The 20,576-nt window shown below is 30.5% G+C and carries 17 protein-coding genes; 13 read left to right on the top strand and 4 right to left on the bottom strand.

Annotated elements, in window-relative coordinates; all coding sequences use genetic code 11:
* Positions 1 to 243 precede the first annotated feature (243 nt).
* The 4 genes from J0383_RS03625 (at position 244) to J0383_RS03640 (ending at position 3,083) form a co-directional block, all read left to right on the top strand.
* Positions 244 to 597 carry a T9SS type A sorting domain-containing protein gene (locus tag J0383_RS03625; RefSeq protein WP_207297088.1) on the top strand — a complete coding sequence of 118 codons (354 nt, stop codon included), beginning with the start codon at positions 244 to 246 and terminating at the stop codon, positions 595 to 597.
* A 528-nt stretch (positions 598 to 1,125) separates the two neighbouring features.
* On the top strand, positions 1,126 to 1,485 hold the full coding sequence (locus J0383_RS03630) for a DUF3244 domain-containing protein (RefSeq protein ID WP_207297089.1): 360 nt from the start codon (positions 1,126 to 1,128) through the stop codon (positions 1,483 to 1,485).
* 425 nt (positions 1,486 to 1,910) lie between these two features.
* Entirely contained in the window at positions 1,911 to 2,315 is a 405-nt protein-coding gene (locus J0383_RS03635) for a DUF3244 domain-containing protein (protein ID WP_207297090.1), read from the top strand.
* A gap of 381 nt (positions 2,316 to 2,696) precedes the next feature.
* On the top strand, positions 2,697 to 3,083 hold the full coding sequence (locus J0383_RS03640; RefSeq protein ID WP_207297091.1) for a secretion protein: 387 nt from the start codon (positions 2,697 to 2,699) through the stop codon (positions 3,081 to 3,083).
* 254 nt (positions 3,084 to 3,337) lie between these two features.
* Here the strand turns inward: J0383_RS03640 and J0383_RS03645 are convergent, their stop codons facing one another.
* Positions 3,338 to 3,748, bottom strand: coding sequence for a helix-turn-helix domain-containing protein (locus J0383_RS03645; protein ID WP_207297092.1), 411 nt, complete (start codon positions 3,746 to 3,748; stop codon positions 3,338 to 3,340).
* 205 nt (positions 3,749 to 3,953) lie between these two features.
* Here J0383_RS03645 and J0383_RS03650 point away from each other — a divergent pair, with 205 nt between their 5' ends.
* On the top strand, positions 3,954 to 4,271 hold the full coding sequence (locus tag J0383_RS03650) for a hypothetical protein (protein ID WP_207297093.1): 318 nt from the start codon (positions 3,954 to 3,956) through the stop codon (positions 4,269 to 4,271).
* A 44-nt stretch (positions 4,272 to 4,315) separates the two neighbouring features.
* Here the strand turns inward: J0383_RS03650 and J0383_RS03655 are convergent, their stop codons facing one another.
* The 3 genes from J0383_RS03655 to J0383_RS03665 form a co-directional block, all read right to left on the bottom strand.
* Positions 4,316 to 6,958, bottom strand: a complete 2,643-nt coding sequence (locus J0383_RS03655; RefSeq protein WP_207297094.1) for a hypothetical protein — start codon at positions 6,956 to 6,958, stop codon at positions 4,316 to 4,318.
* On the bottom strand, positions 6,942 to 9,413 hold the full coding sequence (locus J0383_RS03660) for a hypothetical protein (RefSeq protein ID WP_207297095.1): 2,472 nt from the start codon (positions 9,411 to 9,413) through the stop codon (positions 6,942 to 6,944). The genes J0383_RS03655 and J0383_RS03660 overlap by 17 nt, the downstream gene beginning before the upstream one ends.
* Positions 9,414 to 9,649: 236 nt before the next feature.
* A complete protein-coding gene (locus J0383_RS03665) occupies positions 9,650 to 13,090 on the bottom strand; it encodes a methylmalonyl-CoA mutase family protein (RefSeq protein WP_207297096.1) in 3,441 nt (1,146 codons plus the stop codon).
* Positions 13,091 to 13,381: 291 nt separating this feature from the next.
* Here J0383_RS03665 and J0383_RS03670 point away from each other — a divergent pair, with 291 nt between their 5' ends.
* From J0383_RS03670 to purU, 8 genes are all read left to right on the top strand, one after another.
* Positions 13,382 to 14,938: a L,D-transpeptidase family protein gene (locus tag J0383_RS03670; RefSeq protein WP_207297097.1), complete on the top strand. Its 1,557-nt coding sequence runs from the start codon at positions 13,382 to 13,384 to the stop codon at positions 14,936 to 14,938.
* Between the two features lie 175 nt (positions 14,939 to 15,113).
* Entirely contained in the window at positions 15,114 to 15,461 is a 348-nt protein-coding gene (locus J0383_RS03675; RefSeq protein WP_207297098.1) for a hypothetical protein, read from the top strand.
* A 97-nt stretch (positions 15,462 to 15,558) separates the two neighbouring features.
* Positions 15,559 to 16,428, top strand: coding sequence for a hypothetical protein (locus J0383_RS03680; RefSeq protein WP_207297099.1), 870 nt, complete (start codon positions 15,559 to 15,561; stop codon positions 16,426 to 16,428).
* A 129-nt stretch (positions 16,429 to 16,557) separates the two neighbouring features.
* Positions 16,558 to 16,980: a cytochrome c oxidase assembly factor Coa1 family protein gene (locus J0383_RS03685; protein ID WP_207297100.1), complete on the top strand. Its 423-nt coding sequence runs from the start codon at positions 16,558 to 16,560 to the stop codon at positions 16,978 to 16,980.
* A gap of 124 nt (positions 16,981 to 17,104) precedes the next feature.
* On the top strand, positions 17,105 to 17,929 hold the full coding sequence (locus J0383_RS03690; protein ID WP_207297101.1) for a hypothetical protein: 825 nt from the start codon (positions 17,105 to 17,107) through the stop codon (positions 17,927 to 17,929).
* 13 nt (positions 17,930 to 17,942) lie between these two features.
* On the top strand, positions 17,943 to 18,503 hold the full coding sequence (locus J0383_RS03695; protein WP_207297102.1) for a hypothetical protein: 561 nt from the start codon (positions 17,943 to 17,945) through the stop codon (positions 18,501 to 18,503).
* Positions 18,504 to 18,635: 132 nt separating this feature from the next.
* The gene (locus tag J0383_RS03700) at positions 18,636 to 19,355 is read left to right on the top strand and encodes a DUF4197 domain-containing protein (protein ID WP_207297103.1); all 720 of its coding nucleotides are present in this window, start codon (positions 18,636 to 18,638) and stop codon (positions 19,353 to 19,355) included.
* A 125-nt stretch (positions 19,356 to 19,480) separates the two neighbouring features.
* Positions 19,481 to 20,335: a formyltetrahydrofolate deformylase gene (gene purU, locus J0383_RS03705; RefSeq protein WP_207297104.1), complete on the top strand. Its 855-nt coding sequence runs from the start codon at positions 19,481 to 19,483 to the stop codon at positions 20,333 to 20,335.
* The last annotated feature ends 241 nt before the right edge of the window (positions 20,336 to 20,576 follow it).

Below are 20,576 nucleotides of genomic sequence, written 5' to 3' on the forward strand. Positions count from 1 at the left end.
TATACCAATCTCACATTTTTGTAGGAAATATAGAAATTTTCAAAAAATATCGTTTTCGTAAAAACGTTGAAAAATTATACCGTAATTAACAAAAACACCTAAAATAATTCAAATTTTAACCTATAACGGTTTCGTAAATGAGAATATAGCACATAAATAGGAAAATAGAGTTGTGTTTTAAATTGAACTTCCGAAGTAATTTTACATCAGAGAAATGAACTAAGAATTTAAACATAAGTGAATATGAAAACGATTTTAAAATTAAGTTTAGTAGCAGCAGTACTTTTAACAACTGTAAGTACATATGCAATTGATGGTGGTAATGCTTTTAATTTACACGTATTAAAGAATGACGGAAAAAAAATAACGTTTGCAATGAACCAAGTTCAAAAAGCAAATATTAGTATATATGACCAATACGGAAGCTTAATCTATTCTGAAATTGCTTCTGGTAAAGAAGGTATTTTAAGAACTTTCAGTTTAGAAGAATTTCCAGCTGGAACTTACTTTTTAGAAATTCAAGATAATTCTAAAAAATCAAGACACGAAATCACCATTACTGACGAGAGCACTGTTTTATCTGCAAAAGCTCTTTAAGAATGAAATAAGCAGATTTTCTGCTATACCATACAAGCGTTATCCTTGCGCTTAAAAAGTTATACTTCTCATAAGTATAAAATAAGGTTAGATAGTTAGTAAAGTTTAAAAACGTAAGTTTTAGAAACAGCTCTTTGTGGTTATTGAGCTGTTTTTTTTGCTCTATACTTTTCCTTTTTGAACCTAAGACACCAAAGATTTTACACAAAGTTCGCAAAGTTTATATATAAAGCTTTTGCGAACTTTGTGTTTTTTTCATTGCGCACTTTGCGGTTAAAAGCGGTTGAAAAAAACTGTGATATTCTATTTTTTATTAGCAAGTACAAAACCTACATATTGCCGAAACGTTGAAAAATAATAACCGAATTAACGAAAACGATAAATATAATTCAAATTTTAACCTATAACGGTTTCGTAAATGAGAATATAGCATAGAAATTGGAAAATAGAGTTGATAAAAAACAAGGATAACTAAAGTAATTTTACATCAGAGAATTAGACACAACAACACAACAAAAACAAATAGTTATGAAAAAGAGTTTAAAATTAAGTTTAGTAGCGGCAGTGCTCCTTTCAGGTTTAAGTACGTATGCAATTGACGGAGGAAATAGTTTTAACCTTCATGTATTGAAAACAAATGGAAAAATGATCACGTTTGCCATGAACCAAGTTCAAAAAGCAAGCATTAGCATTTATGACAAAGACAATAATTTAATTTATTCTGAAAATGCTTCTGGCAAAGAAGGTATTTTAAGAACTTTCAGTCTTGAAGAATTTCCAACCGGAACTTACTTTTTAGAAATTCAAGACAATTTTAAAAAATCAAGACACGAAATCACAGTTACTGCTTCGGCAACAGTATTGTCGCCAAAAGCATTACAAAAATAATAACAGATTTTCTGTAAAAATATAGCGGAAACGCTAAAAACTTATACTTGTTCATACAGTATAAAATGAGGTTAGATAGTTAGTAAAGTTTAAAAACGTAAGTTTTAAAAACAGCTCTTTGTGGTTATTGAGCTGTTTTTTTTTGCTCTTTACTTTTTGGTAAAACCAAGTTTACAAAGCCCTAATTTTTACTCGCAATGTATTACCCAAAAGTTAGTTCAACGTAAAATTATTATTTTGCAAAAACGTTGAAAAAAAATAGCCGAATTAACAAAAACGATAAAAATAATTTAAATTTTAACCTATAACGGTTTCGTAAATGAGAATACAGCATCGAAATTGGAAAATAGAGCAACTAAAAAACATGCCTTCTTGTAGTAATTTTACATCAGAGAATTAAACTAATAATTTAAAAACTAAGAACTATGAAAAAGATTTTAAAATTGAGTTTAGTATGTGCAGTACTTTTTACAGGAAGTACGTATGCAATTGATGGAAATGGAGATTTTAATCTTCACGTTATAAAAGCTAACGGAAAGCTAATCACTTTTGCAATCAACAGAGTGCAAAAAGCAAATGTGGCGATTTATGATAAAGACGGTTCTCTAATTTATTCTGAAACTGCTTCAGGTAAAGATGGAATTTTACGAACATTCAGCCTTGAAGAATTTCCAGAAGGAACTTACTTCTTAGAAGTTGAAGACAACGTAAAAAAAGTAAAACACGAAATTAAAATTACTGATACAAATACTGTTTTATCTTCAAAAGCAATATCATCAGTGTACAAAGCAGGAGTTTCTGCTAAAAATACAAGCGTAGCAGTACGCTAAAAAAGTTATACTTCTCATAAGTATAAAACAAGGTTAGATAGTTAGTAAAGTTAAAAACGTGATTGTTTTAGAAACAGCTCTTTGTGGTTATTGAGCTGTTTTTTTTTACATTTTACTGAAGCAAAAAATGCATTTTTATTTTTTTTGAAAAATTATTCTTAATAAATGTATTCCCTTGATTTCTACACCATTAAAAATTTCAAAAAAAATAATCCGTAAGCCCTTTATTTACGTACATAGCGTAAATAAAACGTCGAAAGAGTTTTAATTCAGCATTTTAAGTATCAAAAAAGATATTATTTTTGCAAAAAATTAAATTTCTATTTGTAGTTTTATAACGTTCCACATTTAGTAATATTAATAATTAATTTCAAAAAAAACATGACAAAATTTACCAAAGCAGGTTTGGTTGCGGCCTTTTTTTTAGCAACAGTATTTACTTATGCCATTGATGGAAATGGAGACTACATTTTAAACATTAAAACTGGAAAAGGAAAAGTAGTTAGCTTTACTTTAGACACAGTAGAAAATGCATCATTCTCTATCTTTGACGAAAATCACAATTTACTTTATGCGGGCGAGTCTGCAGCAAACAAATTAGAAATCTCTAAAACAATTAGTCTAGAAGGTTTTCCTGCTGGAACTTACGTTTTGGAAGTAAAAGCAAACGAAAAAGTTGCTAAACACGAAATTAAAGTTGCTGCCAAGAGGGTAAAAACAGTTAAGTTAGACGAATCTGTGAACTATAGTCCAGGATTTCGTCGTTAAACCACCTTTTTTTGCCCCCACAAAAAACGATTAAAGCAGTTCTCCTACCAAGAACTGCTTTTTTTATGTTCATGATTTTTATGATGGATTAAAATCCATATTTACAATATGTTTTCCATTGGAACTTTTTATAGAACCACAATATTGTCATTTCGACGAAAGGAGAAAACTATGGGTAAATTTATTCTTTAACTTTCTTTAAAAATAAAAACCTTTCATTTCTGAAAAGTTTTTCTATGCTTGTAAAATACTCGTTATCTCTCTTTTAGTAATTTCTCCAAATATTCAATTTTATCTTTTTCTGATTGAAGCAAACGCTCGTAAAGCTTTTTATTTTCTTCTACAGATTCCATTAATTTATCTAATGGATTGAAAGTGCAAGAATTATAGTCTCCAAAAGTATTATTTCCTGATTCGTTAAAAGTATTGAAATAGTTAATCACGCCTTCTTCTGAAAAGTTTTTAATTGCTTCTGCTGTTACACCAAGTGCTTTTGCAATTGCGATAAGTTTATCTTCATCTATCGTTTCGCTATTTTCTAAAATAGAAATCGCTTGTTGGTTTGTTCCCAAAGCCTGCGCCAAAGCTTCCTGCTTCATATCTCGAAGTTCACGAATACGGCTTATTTTTCGCCCTATATGATTTGGTTTTGTTAGTGTGCTCATAATTCAAAGATAATAATTAAGTATAACAACTCGCGAAATGTAAAAAACATATTTATTCCTGTACCAAACACAAAAATTTGATTTGCTACAGCAAAATCTATTTCTTTCTTCGCCGAGTCAAACAAAAGTACAATTTTTCTTATAATTATTCTATAAAAGTCAAATTGTAAACACATTAACTTATAAGCCAATAAAAACAAAAATTATGGAAACTAACGAAACTAAAAACCTAAATCGTCTAAAAGAATTAACTGCTTTGTATTTCACAACGCTAAAACCAGCCGAAGACAATTCACAAAAACAAATCGCCCAAATCAAAGTTTTAAATTATTTCGAACTCGGCTGTCTTATTACCGATCTATTAAAACTCTGTATTCTAGCGCTAGAACACGATATGCATAACGTCGAAAAGAAAAGATCTGATTCTATAAATGTGGGTTTGGTTCTGGAAACGGTTCTTTCTATTTTTCCTTTGGATGAAATGGAGTTCTTGGGGTTTGCTGGGGAGATTGTTAGAGAATAATAGTTAAAAAAGCAGTTCTTCGTGAACTGCTTTTTAATTGTAATTTAAGATTCTTTAAAACTCTGCTCTATTCCCATTTGTCTAACTTTATCCAACCAGTCAGAAATCATTTTGGAATTATATTTCGGTTTTCCAAATTCGTCTTTTTCTTTTTCTAAAGCAATAGCCATTAATGCATATTCATTTTCCAATGAAGTAGAAAAAATACCTTGATCATCTGTATTTATTGAAACTGAAAGCTGTGGACAATCTTTTACTACACTATGGTCCATCTCTAAACCTAAATTAAAAAATTTAGTTATCGGGTGTTTAGCATATCTTTTAAATGTTCCAATTAAATAATTTGATGTTGGATTACATTCTATTCCAATATTCAAACTTGCGATAGCATGCATCATACTTTTTTGAACTGCCTCTACTAGTAAAATGTAATCATGACTAATTTCAAGCTGTTTAATCATTTTACCTTGTTTTTTAATATCTGAATTAAAATGATATTGTTGATACAAAAATTTCACATCAACATTACTTCTAACGTTTTTAACTATTGACGGAATTTCATTTATTCGGCATCTTTCCCAATAAGTCAAATTTATTTTATTATAAACTTCTTCCTCTAAATTATCAAGATAAAGATAAGGATCATCTCCTCTTAATTTCCATGAATCAAAGTATATTGTTTGATGAAAATATTTTTTCTTAAAACTACTATCATTATCAAAATTCTGCTGATACAATTCATAAAATAAAACTTCATAGAGTCTTTCTAATCTATTAACCTCATTTCTACAAATTGAAATTCCATACTTTCTAATCTTTGCCAACAACCAAACTGTATTATCTAATACGGTTTGTTTTGGTAACATTAACTTATACTTTTTAAATTCATAATATTCCTTAACATCAACTCCAAGCGCCAAAGCATGACCAATTCTATCTCCTTGGTTTAAATTTAAAAATAGTACACATTCATCAATTGCTCGCAAACCATCTACCACATCATAAAAATCTTCACCTGCATGATATGTCGCAGACATTTTATGCTCACTTATTTTTTCTTTTAAATGATTTAAAGTTCCTTTTAAGTTGTGGTTTTTCAAATACCTAAAGCCCTGGGCAAAAACTTCAGGTGAAGCAGCAAACTCGCTTGATGCAGCATCAATTCCACGAATTAATTCAGAATATTGTTGATTACTTTCACGTAAGTTACGTATTGCAATAGATTGCTTTTTTATTTCCTTACGCAGCTTGAAGTGTCTGCAGGTAACATAACTTGAGATAGTAGAGTTTTTAAACTTGTCTTCTTTTTTTATATAATGTATAGTATAAAAATGCTGTTGTGTTGAAACAATATTTAAATTATTGAAATCAGGACTAAACTCTTTTTCTGATTCAATAGCATTCTTAGTTAAGACAGTATTATATGATTTTATACTCTTAGTTAAGTCAATATAACTCTCTTTAGGTGCTATTCGTACCTCAAAGGATTTTATTTTACTATGAATTAATGTATCATGTACTGCTAAATTTACAAATGCCGTGTGATATATGGATTTATCCGATAAAAAAAATTCTTTCCTGTCTTGATACTTTGAAAAATTTCCAAATCCAACTTTGTCATTTATCTGAATTAATTCGGCTCTAAATTGTGCTTTAATTAATAAATAACTATGAAACAAATAATGGAATTTTTTAAAATCACTTTCTTTATTGAAAATCTTTTTAAAACAATCGTAAAGAAATTTACGTTCCCCATAAAAAATGTATGAATTCTCTAAATTTTGTTTGTGAATATTTTTAGGAATAGCATAATCAATAACTTCAATACTCTTAAAATGTTTAAACCGATGTCCACAATCTTTTTTATTAAGACTGATTTCCCTATTAAGCTCATTTAATTTTATAACTAAATCATGAGAATCTGTTGGATTAGAATCTTTCGATAAATCAATTTTAAATTCTTTATTTTTATCATCCTCAACATATTGATCAATATTATTTAAAAAATTGAAAAGTTTTAACCTAATATAAGCAGCTTTATAAACTAAGATTTTTAATGATTTTCTTGATGTTTCAGATGAATTTGAAATTTTTGTAAAAAGTGATATTTCTGCTTCTAGATTTGTAAATTCATTTTCGAATTTATTTACGTTATTCATTATATTAATCCAGCTTAAATCGAAAACAGGACCAGATCCTTTTAAATGAAAATGATTTTCCGCAATTCCTTTTTTTAATAATATCCTTAATTGCTTATTATTTGAAAATGAAGTCGGTCTCCACGAAAAAAAATCTCGTTCTCGTTGTGAAATAGTATCTGAATATGCAAAATGGGAACATGTTAGTAAATCTTCACCTACATAATAAGACAAATCTCTCCATTTCAATAAATGTTCAAAAACTACAAAAGGCTCCAAGTTTTCTTCTACTAATATTTTAGAATTAAAATGTGTAAGTATATTGAAAACTGATTTACTTTTAGTTTTATCATTTATCAAAAACCAGTCATTTTCAAGTTTAACAAAAACGTTACTAATTTCATCCAATGAATAATTAGAAAACGAATGAAACCCATTTTCTAAAAAATTTTGTTTACAAATGTATTGTTCTTCATTTTTCAGCTTCAAAATTTTATCCGAACAATAATTTGTAAATAAAAGACGAATAGACTTACGAAGATTGTCCATTAATTTTTTCCTTTAAGTATATTTTTAAATCATCTTTAATTTCTTTAATTGTATCTTCGGTTGAGTTATTAATCTTATTTTTAAACAGATTTAATTCCTCAACAATCGGATGAAATTCATCAATTGCCTTAATTTCATTTATAATAGTTGACAATGTTACTACTTTATATTTTGGATTTTTATTAATCCTACTACTCAAAGTTTTTAATTTCTTACTAATAATCTCTTCTTTTTCAAGCCTATTGTTATTAGCTTTGTCATCATAAGAATTTTCATATATTTTATCAATTTCATCTGTTAAAAATTTTGAAATCACATAGGAGTCTTCAATATTAATATAGGATAGATACATCTCATTTAATTCTTTTACTTTCTTATATTTCAAATTTTCAGGATTTTTCATAAAATATTTAACTAAAGCTGAAATAATTGGAAATTTAAGATAATCTTTGGTTATTCCCTTAACATTATGCTTCTCTTCAATGTTATGTAAAGAATTAAGAATACCATAAACAAAAAGTAGACAAACGACATCAATATATTTTTTTGGTAGAGTTTCTTTTATTTCCTTTTTTCTAAACTTATTAAGTTCTGAAAAAAGGCTAATACTAAAATAAGGATTAAATAGTTGGCTTATAAACTTAGAGTTTTCAAACCATTTTAAATTCTCTAAAACAAATTCATTCTTAACATCATATTTAAAAATTTCAGAAAGTTCATCAACATTTTTTAAATTACTAAAAATTGAATATGGAGATAGTATTCCTTTCTTAAATCCTGGCACAAACAATTCTTGATCAAAATCGTTTCTATAATTTTCTCCGTCTCCTAATTGAAACATAAACGCACTAATAATAAATCTTTCTTCTACATTTAATCTATCTAATATGATAGGTGTATCAAACCTAACAATCTCTCTTGATTTGTTACCTGATTCTTCCGATATAATTTTCAATTTACCATTATAAAAACCATATTTCAAAAATTCTAATTCTTTTAAATTAGGATTTATACAGTACAATCTAATTATATAGTACAATTTTAAATAATCAATAAATTCTAAATTATAAATATTATCAATAGGAGTAAAATTTTCTAGTTCATGTATACAATATATTACATCTCCTGTTGAAATATTTTCTGGAATTTTACTTCTTGACAGTCTAAAAACTTCTTCTCTGTCACGTAAACCTCTCGGTGAAACCAAAACATCATTAATCTTTTTGATTAGAAGAAGATTGAAAATTAAATCACTGCAGTTATCTAACTCAAAGAAAATTTCATTATAAATATCCTTTTTATATATTTCATCTAAAATGAACTTTCTTAATTGTTCGTATTGATTTTTTGTTTGAAGTAAATTGAAAACAGACTGAGTTTCTCTTATTGTTTTAGGAAAGATAGAATTAGATTTTATATAACTTTTTGTTATTAATATTTCCTTATTTTTATAGAACATTTCAGTGAGACATTCTATTACATCAGAATGGCTATTATCAAAAATTATATTATCCTCGTTTCTAATGACAAGATTTAATTTTTTTATTAAGTCTATTTGAGGGAGAATAATTCTTCGATTAAAAGGAATTAATTTATCTAAATATCTTACAGCCCTATTTTTATTCTTATTTACATCTTCTTTTAAATGAAAATTAGAAAAATGTAATTCCAAAGCATCACTTAATTGTTCTATTTTACAAGCTATTAAAATAATAATCTTATTTTGAATTAAAAATTGACGAATATCTTCAAGCATTTCATATGCACCTGAAATATTTAAATCAAAATCATCTATGGCAATGACTAAAAAATCTTTCTTTTCAAAATCTTTTAAATATTGCTGAACTAAATCTTTAAAGTATTCTCTCAAGTTACTGCTTGTTGCTAGTTTACTTAATGCTTCAATAGTTTCCAGTTCATAAAGTTCTTTTCTATCAGATTTGATAATATGTAAATTGTCAAAAACATTATAAAATAGTTTGATTAAGCTTCTTCGGCTTTCATCTTGAAGACTTGAATTATTACTTTTCATTTCCTTTTGAAACTTTGAAAACATTTTAGCCAAAACAATTTCAAATAGTGCTTCGCTATTTCTAAAACGTGATGGGTCAATAATATCGATTTCAGCAAATGTTTTATCTTTTAATATTTCAAAAGTTTTATTTGAAACATTTTTCTTGTTAAAAAAATCAATATGCTCATGACTTCTACTATTAATTAATGCATTTCTAAAAGAAATCATGGAAGATGATTTGCCTTTTCCACGTTCACCTGTAAAAGCTATAATATTATTGAAATCGTCATATTCACTTTTTATTTCAGATTGTTTAATAATTTCAATTACATTATTAGCAGCGTTTACATACACATTTTCAAATATTGATTCATAGAAATCATTTCCATTTTCAATCTTTATTTTGTATTCTTCATTTAGTTTTATGGTTAATGTTGACATTTATTTTTTGAGTTTTTTAATTGGTTAGTATTATTATTTTTTTGTTTTAAAATTTCAATGTTCTTCAAACATAATAATATTTTTACATTTCAGTCTTTTTGGGTTAATGTTTTTACATCAAATTAATAAAATAAATTACCGAATAATTTACGGTTTTCCTCAATTTTACATAATTTCTAACAAAAAAACCTCCCATTTACATGAGAGGTTTTTCCATAAATCTATACGTACAAAAATTACATATTCCTTCTATACTGCCCACCAACCTCAAACAAAGCCGAAGTAATCTGACCTAACGAACAAACTTTTGTAGCTTCCATTAAATAATCGAATAAGTTTTCGTTTTTAATTGCGGCTTCTTGTAACTGGCTTAAATGCTCGTTTACTTTTGCTTCGTGAAAATTATGCAGGTTGTCCAGCATCGTAATCTGGTATTGTTTTTCTTCTTCTGTGGCACGAATTACCTCAGCCGGAATTACCGTTGGCGATCCTTTTGAACTCAGAAATGTATTTACACCCACAATTGGGAAATCTCCGTTGTGTTTTAAGGTTTCGTAATACAAACTTTCTTCCTGAATTTTAGAACGCTGATACATCGTTTCCATTGCGCCTAGAACTCCGCCTCTTTCTGTGATTCGGTCGAATTCTTGTAGAACAGCTTCTTCAACTAAATCGGTTAATTCTTCGATGATGAACGAACCTTGAATTGGGTTTTCGTTTTTCGCCAAACCTAATTCTTTATTAATAATCAGCTGAATCGCCATCGCACGACGTACAGACTCTTCTGTTGGTGTGGTAATCGCTTCGTCGTAAGCATTCGTGTGCAATGAATTACAGTTGTCGTAAATGGCATACAAAGCTTGTAAAGTCGTTCTAATATCGTTGAAATCAATTTCCTGTGCGTGTAACGAACGTCCAGAAGTCTGAATATGGTATTTCAACATTTGTGCCCTTTCGTTGGCTCCGTATTTCAATTTCATGGCTTTTGCCCAAATCTTACGCGCCACACGACCAATAACCGAATATTCTGGATCTACTCCGTTTGAGAAGAAGAACGATAAGTTTGGTCCAAAATCGTTGATATTCATTCCTCGGCTCAAATAATATTCCACGTAAGTGAAACCATTTGAAAGCGTAAATGCCAATTGCGTAATTGGATTGGCTCCCGCCTCGGCAATATGATATCCTGAAATCGAAACCGAATAGAAATTACGAACGTTTTTGGTAATAAAATATTCCTGAACGTCTCCCATTAATCGCAACGCAAATTCAGTTGAGAAAATACAAGTATTTTGTGCTTGATCTTCTTTTAAAATATCGGCCTGAACCGTTCCACGAACTTGAGCTAAGGTTTTTACTTTTATTTCGTTATAAACCTCCAAAGGTAAAACCTGATCTCCCGTAACGCCCAATAGCATTAATCCCAAACCGTTGTTTCCTGCTGGAAGTTCACCTTGGTACTTCGGTCTTTCGATTCCTTTTTCTTTATATAATTTGTTGATTTTCGCTTCAACTTCTTTTTCTAAATCCTTTTCTTTAATGTAAATCTCACATTGCTGATCGATTGCGGCATTCATAAAAAAACCTAAAAGCATTGGCGCAGGTCCGTTGATCGTCATACTTACCGAAGTCAACGCATGAACCAAATCGAAACCTGAATATAGTTTTTTAGCATCATCTAAACAACAGATTGAAACTCCCGCATTTCCGATTTTCCCGTAAATATCCGGACGTAAATCTGGATCGTTTCCGTACAAAGTCACACTGTCAAAAGCTGTAGAAAGTCGTTTTGCAGGCATTCCCGCACTTACATAGTGAAAACGTTTGTTGGTTCTCTCTGGTCCTCCCTCGCCCGCAAACATTCTCGACGGGTCTTCGCCTTCACGTTTAAACGGATACAATCCAGACGCGAAAGGAAATTCTCCAGGAACATTTTCCTGTAAATTCCAACGCAGAATATCGCCCCAACCTTCATATTTAGGCAAAGCAATTTTCGGAATTTGCAAATGAGATAAACTTTCAGAATGTGTCGCGATTTTAATCTCTTTATCACGAACCTTAAAGCTGTAAACTGGATTTTTATATTTCGCTACTTTATCAGCCCAATTCAGAATAATTTCCCAATTGTACGGATCTAAATCCATTTTTACTTTATCAAATTGATTTAGTAAAAGATTTAAAAAGATTCTGTTTTCGTCAAGTCCTTCGACTCCGCTCTGGATGACACTATTGTCATCGATTCCTGCTTTTGTAATCTGCGGAATTTTTCCAGAAACCGATTCTATCGTTTTAAAGATTCCGTATAATTTCTGAGCTACTTTTTGCTGTGCAATTGCAGTCTCATCATAATTTCTATTATTCTCAGCAATTTCAGATAAATAACGTGTTCTTCCCGGCGGAATTACGAATATCTTTTCGCTCATTTCTTTAGTAATCTCAAAAGTCGATTTCAAGTCAGAATCGGTTTTTTCGGCTACTTTATCCATGATCGCTTTATAAAGCGTGTTCATTCCCGGATCGTTGAACTGCGAAGCAATGGTTCCGAAAACTGGCATTTCATCTGGATTTTTATCCCAAAGATTGTGGTTGCGCTGGTATTGTTTTTTTACATCGCGTAAAGCATCTAAAGCCCCGCGTTTATCAAATTTGTTTAAAGCCACTAAATCAGCAAAATCAAGCATGTCGATTTTCTCCAATTGCGTTGCCGCTCCAAATTCTGGTGTCATTACATATAAAGAAACGTCTGAATGATCCATAATTTCGGTATCAGACTGTCCGATTCCGGAAGTTTCCAAAATAATCAAATCGTATTTTGCGGCTTTCAAAACCTGAATCGCTTCGGCTACATATTTAGATAAAGCCAAATTCGACTGACGTGTCGCCAGCGAACGCATATATACTCGAGGATTGTTAATCGCATTCATACGGATTCTGTCTCCTAAAAGTGCACCTCCTGTTTTTCTTTTCGAAGGATCGACAGAAACCAATCCAATTGTTTTTTCTGGAAAGTCAATTAAAAAGCGACGAACCAATTCGTCTACCAAAGAAGATTTTCCGGCACCGCCCGTTCCTGTAATTCCTAAAACTGGAATTTTAGAAGTAGTGTTGCTATCGTGAATTTTATCAAAAACTGGTTTTGCAATTTCTGGAAAGTTTTCTGCTGCCGAAATCAAACGAGCAATTGCCGTTGGAACTTTATTTTCGATATGATCGATTTCTCCGTTTAATTGATCTCCAATAGGGAAATCGGCACGCTGCACCAAATCATTAATCATTCCTTGAAGTCCTAAAGAACGGCCGTCATCTGGAGAATAAATTCTGGTGATACCATATTCATGTAATTCTTCGATTTCGCTTGGCAGAATAACGCCGCCGCCGCCTCCGAAGATTTTAATGTGTCCTGCTCCTTTTTCGCGAAGCAAATCATACATATATTTAAAGTATTCGTTGTGTCCGCCTTGGTAAGAAGTCATGGCAATTGCATTGGCATCTTCTTGAATGGCGGTATTTACTACTTCTTCAACACTTCTGTCGTGGCCTAAGTGAATCACTTCAACGCCCGTAGATTGTATGATACGACGCATAATATTGATGGCAGCGTCATGTCCGTCAAAAAGCGAAGCAGCAGTAACAATTCTTACTTTATTTTTAGGAATATATGGTATTTGTTGTTCCATTTTATGAATATGATAATTTTATGCGACCAATGTACAAAATATTTTAATATTTGATGAAGGCTATAGCTTTATGTTAACAAAATTAAATCGATTTCGTAAACCAAAGAGGTAACAATTTGCGTAACTAACTGATATAGTTAAGGAAAGCTTAAAGACATGGCAATTTCGCAACATTTAATTAAAATCTGAAAACATCTTTTGTGCCTTCCTAAATTAATTTAGCATTGTTGAAAAGCCCCAAATTTTTACCACGACTTAAACATGAAAAAGTATAACGTAAAAATTTTAAAAATGAGAACATTTTATTCATTCACCGTAATTTTAGGTTTGAGTTTTTTTGTATCTTCTTTTGCAACAATTGAAAATGACAATTTAAAATATAAAAAAACATCAAACACCATTTCTTTTAAAAATTCAGATAATGATGACGTAAAAGAAAACATTTCAAATGACTTCTTTAAGAGGTATTCTGATTTAAAAAAGTATAAATCTGAAGTAATGTCATTATATAAAAACAGAACTCTTGGAACCATTTGGTATGATGAAGATGAGATCAACGAGTTTGGAAGTATTTTATACCAAAAAGCAAAGAAAACAAATGATTTGGTTATTCCATATCAAAAAGAAATAGATCAGTTATTTGATTCTTCATCAGATGCCAATTTTTCCAGAACAGATGCTGATATGTTATTAAGTTCTTTATATGTAGTGTACACCAAAAAAAATAATGCTGACAAGAAAAAAATAGCTTATGATGCTATGCTTAAAGATTTTCTGAACTACAGTACAATCGAAGAAGCAACAGCTAAAGTGGAAGACGACGGAAATTTATACGACCAATATTATAAACTTCAGGATGTTTTAAAAAAATATAAAAAACTTGAAAGATCAAGCAAATGGAAACCTATCGTAACCGAAGTGCCTTATAAAGAGTTACGTCCAGATGCTGTTTCGAGCACTATTGCACAAGTTAGAACTCGCTTATATTTATTAGGCGATTTAAAACAAGATTCTAAAAGTGATTTTTATGATCGTGAATTGATGGATGCTGTTATGAAATATAAAGTTCGTAATGGTTTTAAACCCAACTACATTCTGGCCGAAGAACACATTAAAGAAATGAATATTCCAGTTTCAGACAAGGTAAAAACATTGATGCTGAACATGGAAAGAATCAGAGCTATATCTCCTCAATTGGTTAATAATGATGAGTTTGTAATGGTAAACGTGCCTTCTTATGAATTGATTTATGTAAAAAATGGAAAAGTCGTTTTAACATCAAGTGTATTCGTAGGATCGCCTTTAACTAAAACCACTATTTTTAACGGAGAAATTGACAGAATTGTTTTTAGTCCATATTGGACAGTACCTCAAAGTATTGTTGACAATGAGTTGAAATTGAAAATCGCAGCCGATAAAAATTATCTAGCCGAACATAACATGGAAGTCGTGAACGGTCAGGTAAGACAAAAACCAGGACCTGGAAATTCATTAGGATTGGTAAAATTCATGTTCCCAAACCCAGATGATATTTATATGCACGATACACCGTCTAAAACCTTATTCGATTTCGAAAAAAGAACATTCAGCCATGGTTGTATTAATGTGAAAATGGCAAAAGAATTAGCCGCAGCGATGTTGCAAGATTATCCTGAATGGACTCAGGAAAAAATCGACAAAGCAATGGCAGGAAAAGTAGAAAACAGTTTTAAACTTTCTAAAAAAGTGCCAATTTACATCTGTTATTTTACTTCATTGGTTAATGAAAACGGAGAAGTAGGTTTCTTTCCGGATGTCTATGAAAAAGACGCTGAATTAAATCCAGAAAAAACTCTTACTGCAAATTAATTTACTATAAAATAAAACAAATCGGGAATTCATATAATGGGTTTCCGATTTTTTTATCACTTTTAAAAACAGCTTATTTTATTGTTTTTAAAACTTTTTTTTCCCAGCAGGACATTTTTTTCTTCGGACTTTTACAGAAGATTACATACCCAACTATTATTTAAAATTACTCAGCATGAAAACAAATAATACAGAAGGTTTAACCCTATTCGAAATAAATCTATTGGTGCAGCAAGGTGGGAAATTCGTAATTTTTCCGAATACCATTTCAAAACTCTTTAAAAAATTTAAACTTTCGAATATTTATTTTATCCGTCCAAACGAAACTACTTTCAAATATGCTTTAAAGCATTTCTTTTTAAATTTATCTTTAAGCTGGCGTATTATTCCGTATGGTCCCATCTATGTTATTAAATCCATTTATTTTTTAATTAAAGGCGGAAAAGATTATACTCAGAATATATTGAATGAATTAAAAAATAACAATCCGGTTTATAGTCCCGATCCTCAATATCTACAGTAAAACTTTTTTACCTTAAATTATTATTTTAAAATCTTTTTGAGGCAGAGAACGTGATTAGTTAGAATGAGATTTGCACAATCTTTTTTAATGAATCATAATGAAAAAACACGTTTTCTTTTTTAGTTGTATTGCATCATTCCTATTTATTACATGTAATAACTTTACTTCTGAGAATCCAATTTCGGCAGATGGAATACGTAAACCAAAAGCCCCAAAAGCTGTAGGTCCTCCCCGCATATTATTTATAGGCAATAGTCAGATAGAATATTTTGTAAGCGCTCCCACTTTATTTCAAGAATTATGTAACGCGAATAATGTAAATATAAATGTCCAACAATTGATAACGATGGGAGTTGGACTTGACAAAGTATATTATACCAATAAGACAGAAGCCAATCAGAATTTTTCAAATATAGATAAAGATGGAAATTATTATGATTATGTGGTCTTACAGGAATCAACGCCAACCGCATTAACAAATGTGGAAAAATATAGAACAAATCTAAAACTGATTGCAGAAAAAATACATAAAAACAGCCCAGATGCGGCAATTTATGTGTATCAAAACATACCTCCTCTACCTTATACAAATTCTGATTATAACGAGTACTATAAAGAATTACGAAAAAATACAATTTTAGCGACCGCGTTCATAAAAAATGCAGGGATGCTGAGAGTTGGTGATGCTGTTACAGATGCTTACGAGGGAAAACATGGCTATCAGTATTTGAAAAACAACAAAGATAATCTTCGCTTTGGCCAAAGTACACTTCATTTTTTAAATGATGGCGGATTTTTACAGGCAGTTTTATTGTATGTCACCCTATTTGATAAAAAGCCTATTATTCCTAAAAAATTAATTTTAAGCACTGGAACAGGTGATCATGACAATTTAAGAAAACAAGAAGTTTCAAAAGCTATTAGCAATCCTAAAGCTTTAGAAGAAATTGCTCTTAGTAATCGATAAGATGTAACATCATTTCAAAATTAAATCACCTTTAAATTTATAGGTGATTTTTTTTATTTACGACATAACTTTTAAGACTCAATAAATTTCTTATTTTAGCCTCAACTAATTCAAACCAAAAACAATTTTATGGAAGATTCTAATGAGTTGATACAAAGAAAAAACTGGTGGGACAGAAACTGGAAATGGTTTGTTCCAACTGGATGTTTAAGCCTGATTATCCTTTTTGGATTATTTATTGCCGGAATTTTCTTTGGCGTTACTTCAATGATGAAAGATTCTGATGCTTACAAAGAATCTATAGCAGCCGTAAAAAAGAATAAAATTGTAACCGAAAAACTAGGAAATCCAATTGAAACCGACGGAATGATTTCTGGCAGCATAAACGTAAGCGGCGACAAAGGCGAATGCGATCTGCAGATTCCTATAAAAGGTCCAAAAGGAAAAGGAACTTTATTTGTGGTAGCTCATAAAAGAGGAAAATGGAATTACGAAGAAATGTCTGTTTACGTTGAAAAAACAGAAGAAGAAATTAATTTACTTCAAAAATAAAAACATATATTCTTTAGATTATATCCTAAATAAAAGACTTAATATGTTATTTTAAAAACGTATTGTGGTAGTATCAAAGGGATTTTAAAAAATACTTTTGCAGTCATTTTAAAATCTGACTACCATGATAAATGATACTTTAGGAAACCTTGCTTTTACCTGCAAACCGGGAAGAATTTTGCTGATAACTGCTATTGTGGTTTTTATACTTTTTACAGCTGCTTCAGTTTTTATTTGTTTTACAACGATTCTCCCTATTGATGGTGTGCACTTTAGCGGTGATGTTTTTATAATTTACAAAACAATTGCCCTTCTTATGGGGATTGGCATTTTGTTATTGTCAGTTGCCATTTATCTTTCCAAAAAGCCTATTTTTTCTTTATATCAAAATGGAATCGTTTCGTCGTTTAATGCAGTCGAAAAAAAACTGTATTTTGATGAAATAAAAGACATTTACCCATATACATCTGGAAAAAAACTTTTTATGCCTAACAATATTATGTTTAGAGGATCTGATCAAGATTCTTGGCAGGTTATTTCTCCTGATTATTCCAATAATATTGAAGCTTTAGATTTTATAATCGATCAGCATGCGTCACAGTACACACCAAAAATCGTAGAACAGTTAAAAAACGGCGAGGAAGTCACTTTTCATTATATGAATTTACAGCAAAAACTATTAAATCAGTTTTTCGTTGTCAGCAATAAATCATTCCAAAATATTGATTCTAAAAGTTTCAGATTATTTAAAGATAAAATCATTAAAGATGATAATGTTTACCATTTTGATGATTTTAGACGCATTACTCTTAATACTATCTTGAATACTATTAATTTTATCAACTACGAAGGCAAAATAGTTTTATCCTTTACACATACCTTAATCTTTAGCCGAAATACTTTTATGGATGCTATTAGAGAATTCAATAAAGAAAAAGTAGAGTTTTAATACCTCCGATACAATGAAGTCTTATTTACTTGTGCTTGCAACGCTTTTTCTATGTTTTTCCTCATGGGCTCAATCAGCTCAAAATTATCAATCCTACACAAACCGAATCACCAAGTTTTCAAAACCTGCCAGAATACTTCATAATAATGTGAATGCTCAGGGAAATGGCAATATCGAATTTACAAATTCTAAAAACCAGATACTTCGTTTTCGATTAAATAACCATAAAGTACAGCCGGGATCTTGCCAAATTGCTTTTGAAATATATTATTATGAAAATAAGTATTTGAACAAAATTGAATCATACGATATTAAAGGAAATTTAATTGGATGCGATTTAAAATTAGATGGAGAAGCAGTAACCCAATTTATCATCGAAAAACCTACTCTTTATTTAAAGAAAAAGAAATTAATTGATAATGCAGATGGCAATATCGAAATGAATGACACCAAAGAAAAGATCATTCGTGTACTGATATTTGATGCCAATAACAGACCCATACTACAACTGCAGCCTGCTTATATTTCTAGTAAAGAATTTTGGCAATATAATAGTAGAATGTCTTGGCCATAGTTTTTAATTGTTAATTAACTTCAATAAGCAAAATCTAAGATTATTATAACAAAATGTTATTGGCCTTTGAATAAATTTGTGGCGTTATTTTTGAATAAAATACTACATTTGAAACTTAAACAAATCCCCACAATGAAAAAGATTTTATTATTAGCCGTTGCATTTTCACTTACCTCTTGTGCACAGGTACAACAAACTCTAAATCAATTCCCTCAAATATCTTCTCAGGTTCCTGGAGTTGGAGGCGTAGACATTGCTTCTGGATTAAGAGAAGCACTTAACAAAGGAATTACACAGCAAGTGAGTAAATTAACCGCAGTAGATGGCTTTTATAAAAATGAAGCTGTAAAAATTCTAATGCCAGAAGAACTGCAAAAAGTAGACGCCACTTTAAGAAAAGTCGGGTTGAGTTCTCTTGCCGATGAAGGTATTAAAATGCTAAACCGCGCTGCCGAAGATGCCGTAAAAGAAGCTACTCCGATTTTCGTTTCGGCTGTAAAAAATATGTCATTTACAGATGCAAAAAATATCCTTTTAGGAAATGACAGCGCTGCAACTACGTACTTACAAGGAACTACAACTACAGCTTTATATTCAAAATTCAATCCTGTAATTAAAAGCTCTTTTGAAAAAGTAGGTGCCGATGCCGTGTGGACAAAAATCATCAATAAATACAACACCATACCATTGGTAAAAAAGGTAAATCCAGATTTAACAGATTATACAACCAATCAGGCTTTATCAGGTGTTTTTAAAATGATTGCTGTAGAAGAAAAAGAAATCCGTAACAATATCAGCGCCAGAACAACTCCTTTATTGAAAAGTGTTTTTGCCCTGCAAGACGGAAAATAGTTTTTTTATACCTGCCAAGGCTCAAAGTTGCAAAGGTTTATCTTCTCGAATCTTTCATAATTTTCAACATCTATATTGCAGTTAAACAAATTAACGATTAACCGATTAAACCAAAACAAACCAAAATGCAAAAAATAACCATTCTGATTCACTGTAAAGACCAAAAAGGTATTATTGCCGCAGTGACTGCTTTTATTGCCAGAGTAGAAGGAAATATTATTTATATCGATCAGCATGTTGATGTCGAGCAGAATGTCTTTTTTATGCGATTGGAATGTGAATTTACCAATCACAGAAATACAATCGATGATATAAAAGCTGAATTTGAAAAAACACTTGCTGTGGATTTCAATATGTCATGGGATTTGTACAATCAAGAACAAAAACCCAAAATGGCATTGTTTGTTTCTAAATACGACCACTGTTTATTTGATATTTTAGGCCGATACAGCGCCGACGAATTAAATGTTGAAATTCCAGTGATCATAAGCAATCACAATGATTTAAGAGGAATTGCCGAACGCTTTGATATTCCGTTTCACTGTGTTCCTTTTACAAAAGACAATAAAGAGGAAGGTGAAGCCAAACAAATTGAATTATTACGAAAATACGATATCAATTTTATTGTTTTAGCCCGCTACATGCAAATTATAACACCAAAGTTGATTGAACTTTACGAAAATAGAATTATAAATATCCACCATTCGTTTTTGCCAGCTTTTCCGGGCGCAAAACCTTATCATTCGGCTTTTAAACGCGGCGTGAAAATTATTGGTGCAACAAGCCATTACGTAACCGAAGAATTAGACGAAGGTCCAATTATTGAACAGGATATTGCCAGAGTTTCACATATTCATTCTGTTGAAGATTTTATCATGAAAGGACGTGATTTAGAGCGAATAGTTTTGGCAAGAGCAATTAAATTACATTCCGAAAGAAAAACAATGGTGTATAGTAATAAGACAGTTGTTTTTTCTTAGGTGCAAAGTTTTTTAAAAAGAATTATACTTTGCTTTTATAATAACAAAACCCGACAGTTTAAAAAACTTGTCGGGTTTTATTTTTATTAATGTTTAAAAACCTCTTAACCTTTACAACTTTGTACTCTTAACCTAGCTTTACAATATTCAAAAATAGGTTTCTAAAAATCTTAACTTATGGTCAACAAAGTAATAACAAAACCTTAACAGCATAAGATTGATATATGTCGGACATTTGTAA

Source organism: Flavobacterium endoglycinae (assembly GCF_017352115.1).
GTDB lineage: Bacteria > Bacteroidota > Bacteroidia > Flavobacteriales > Flavobacteriaceae > Flavobacterium > Flavobacterium endoglycinae.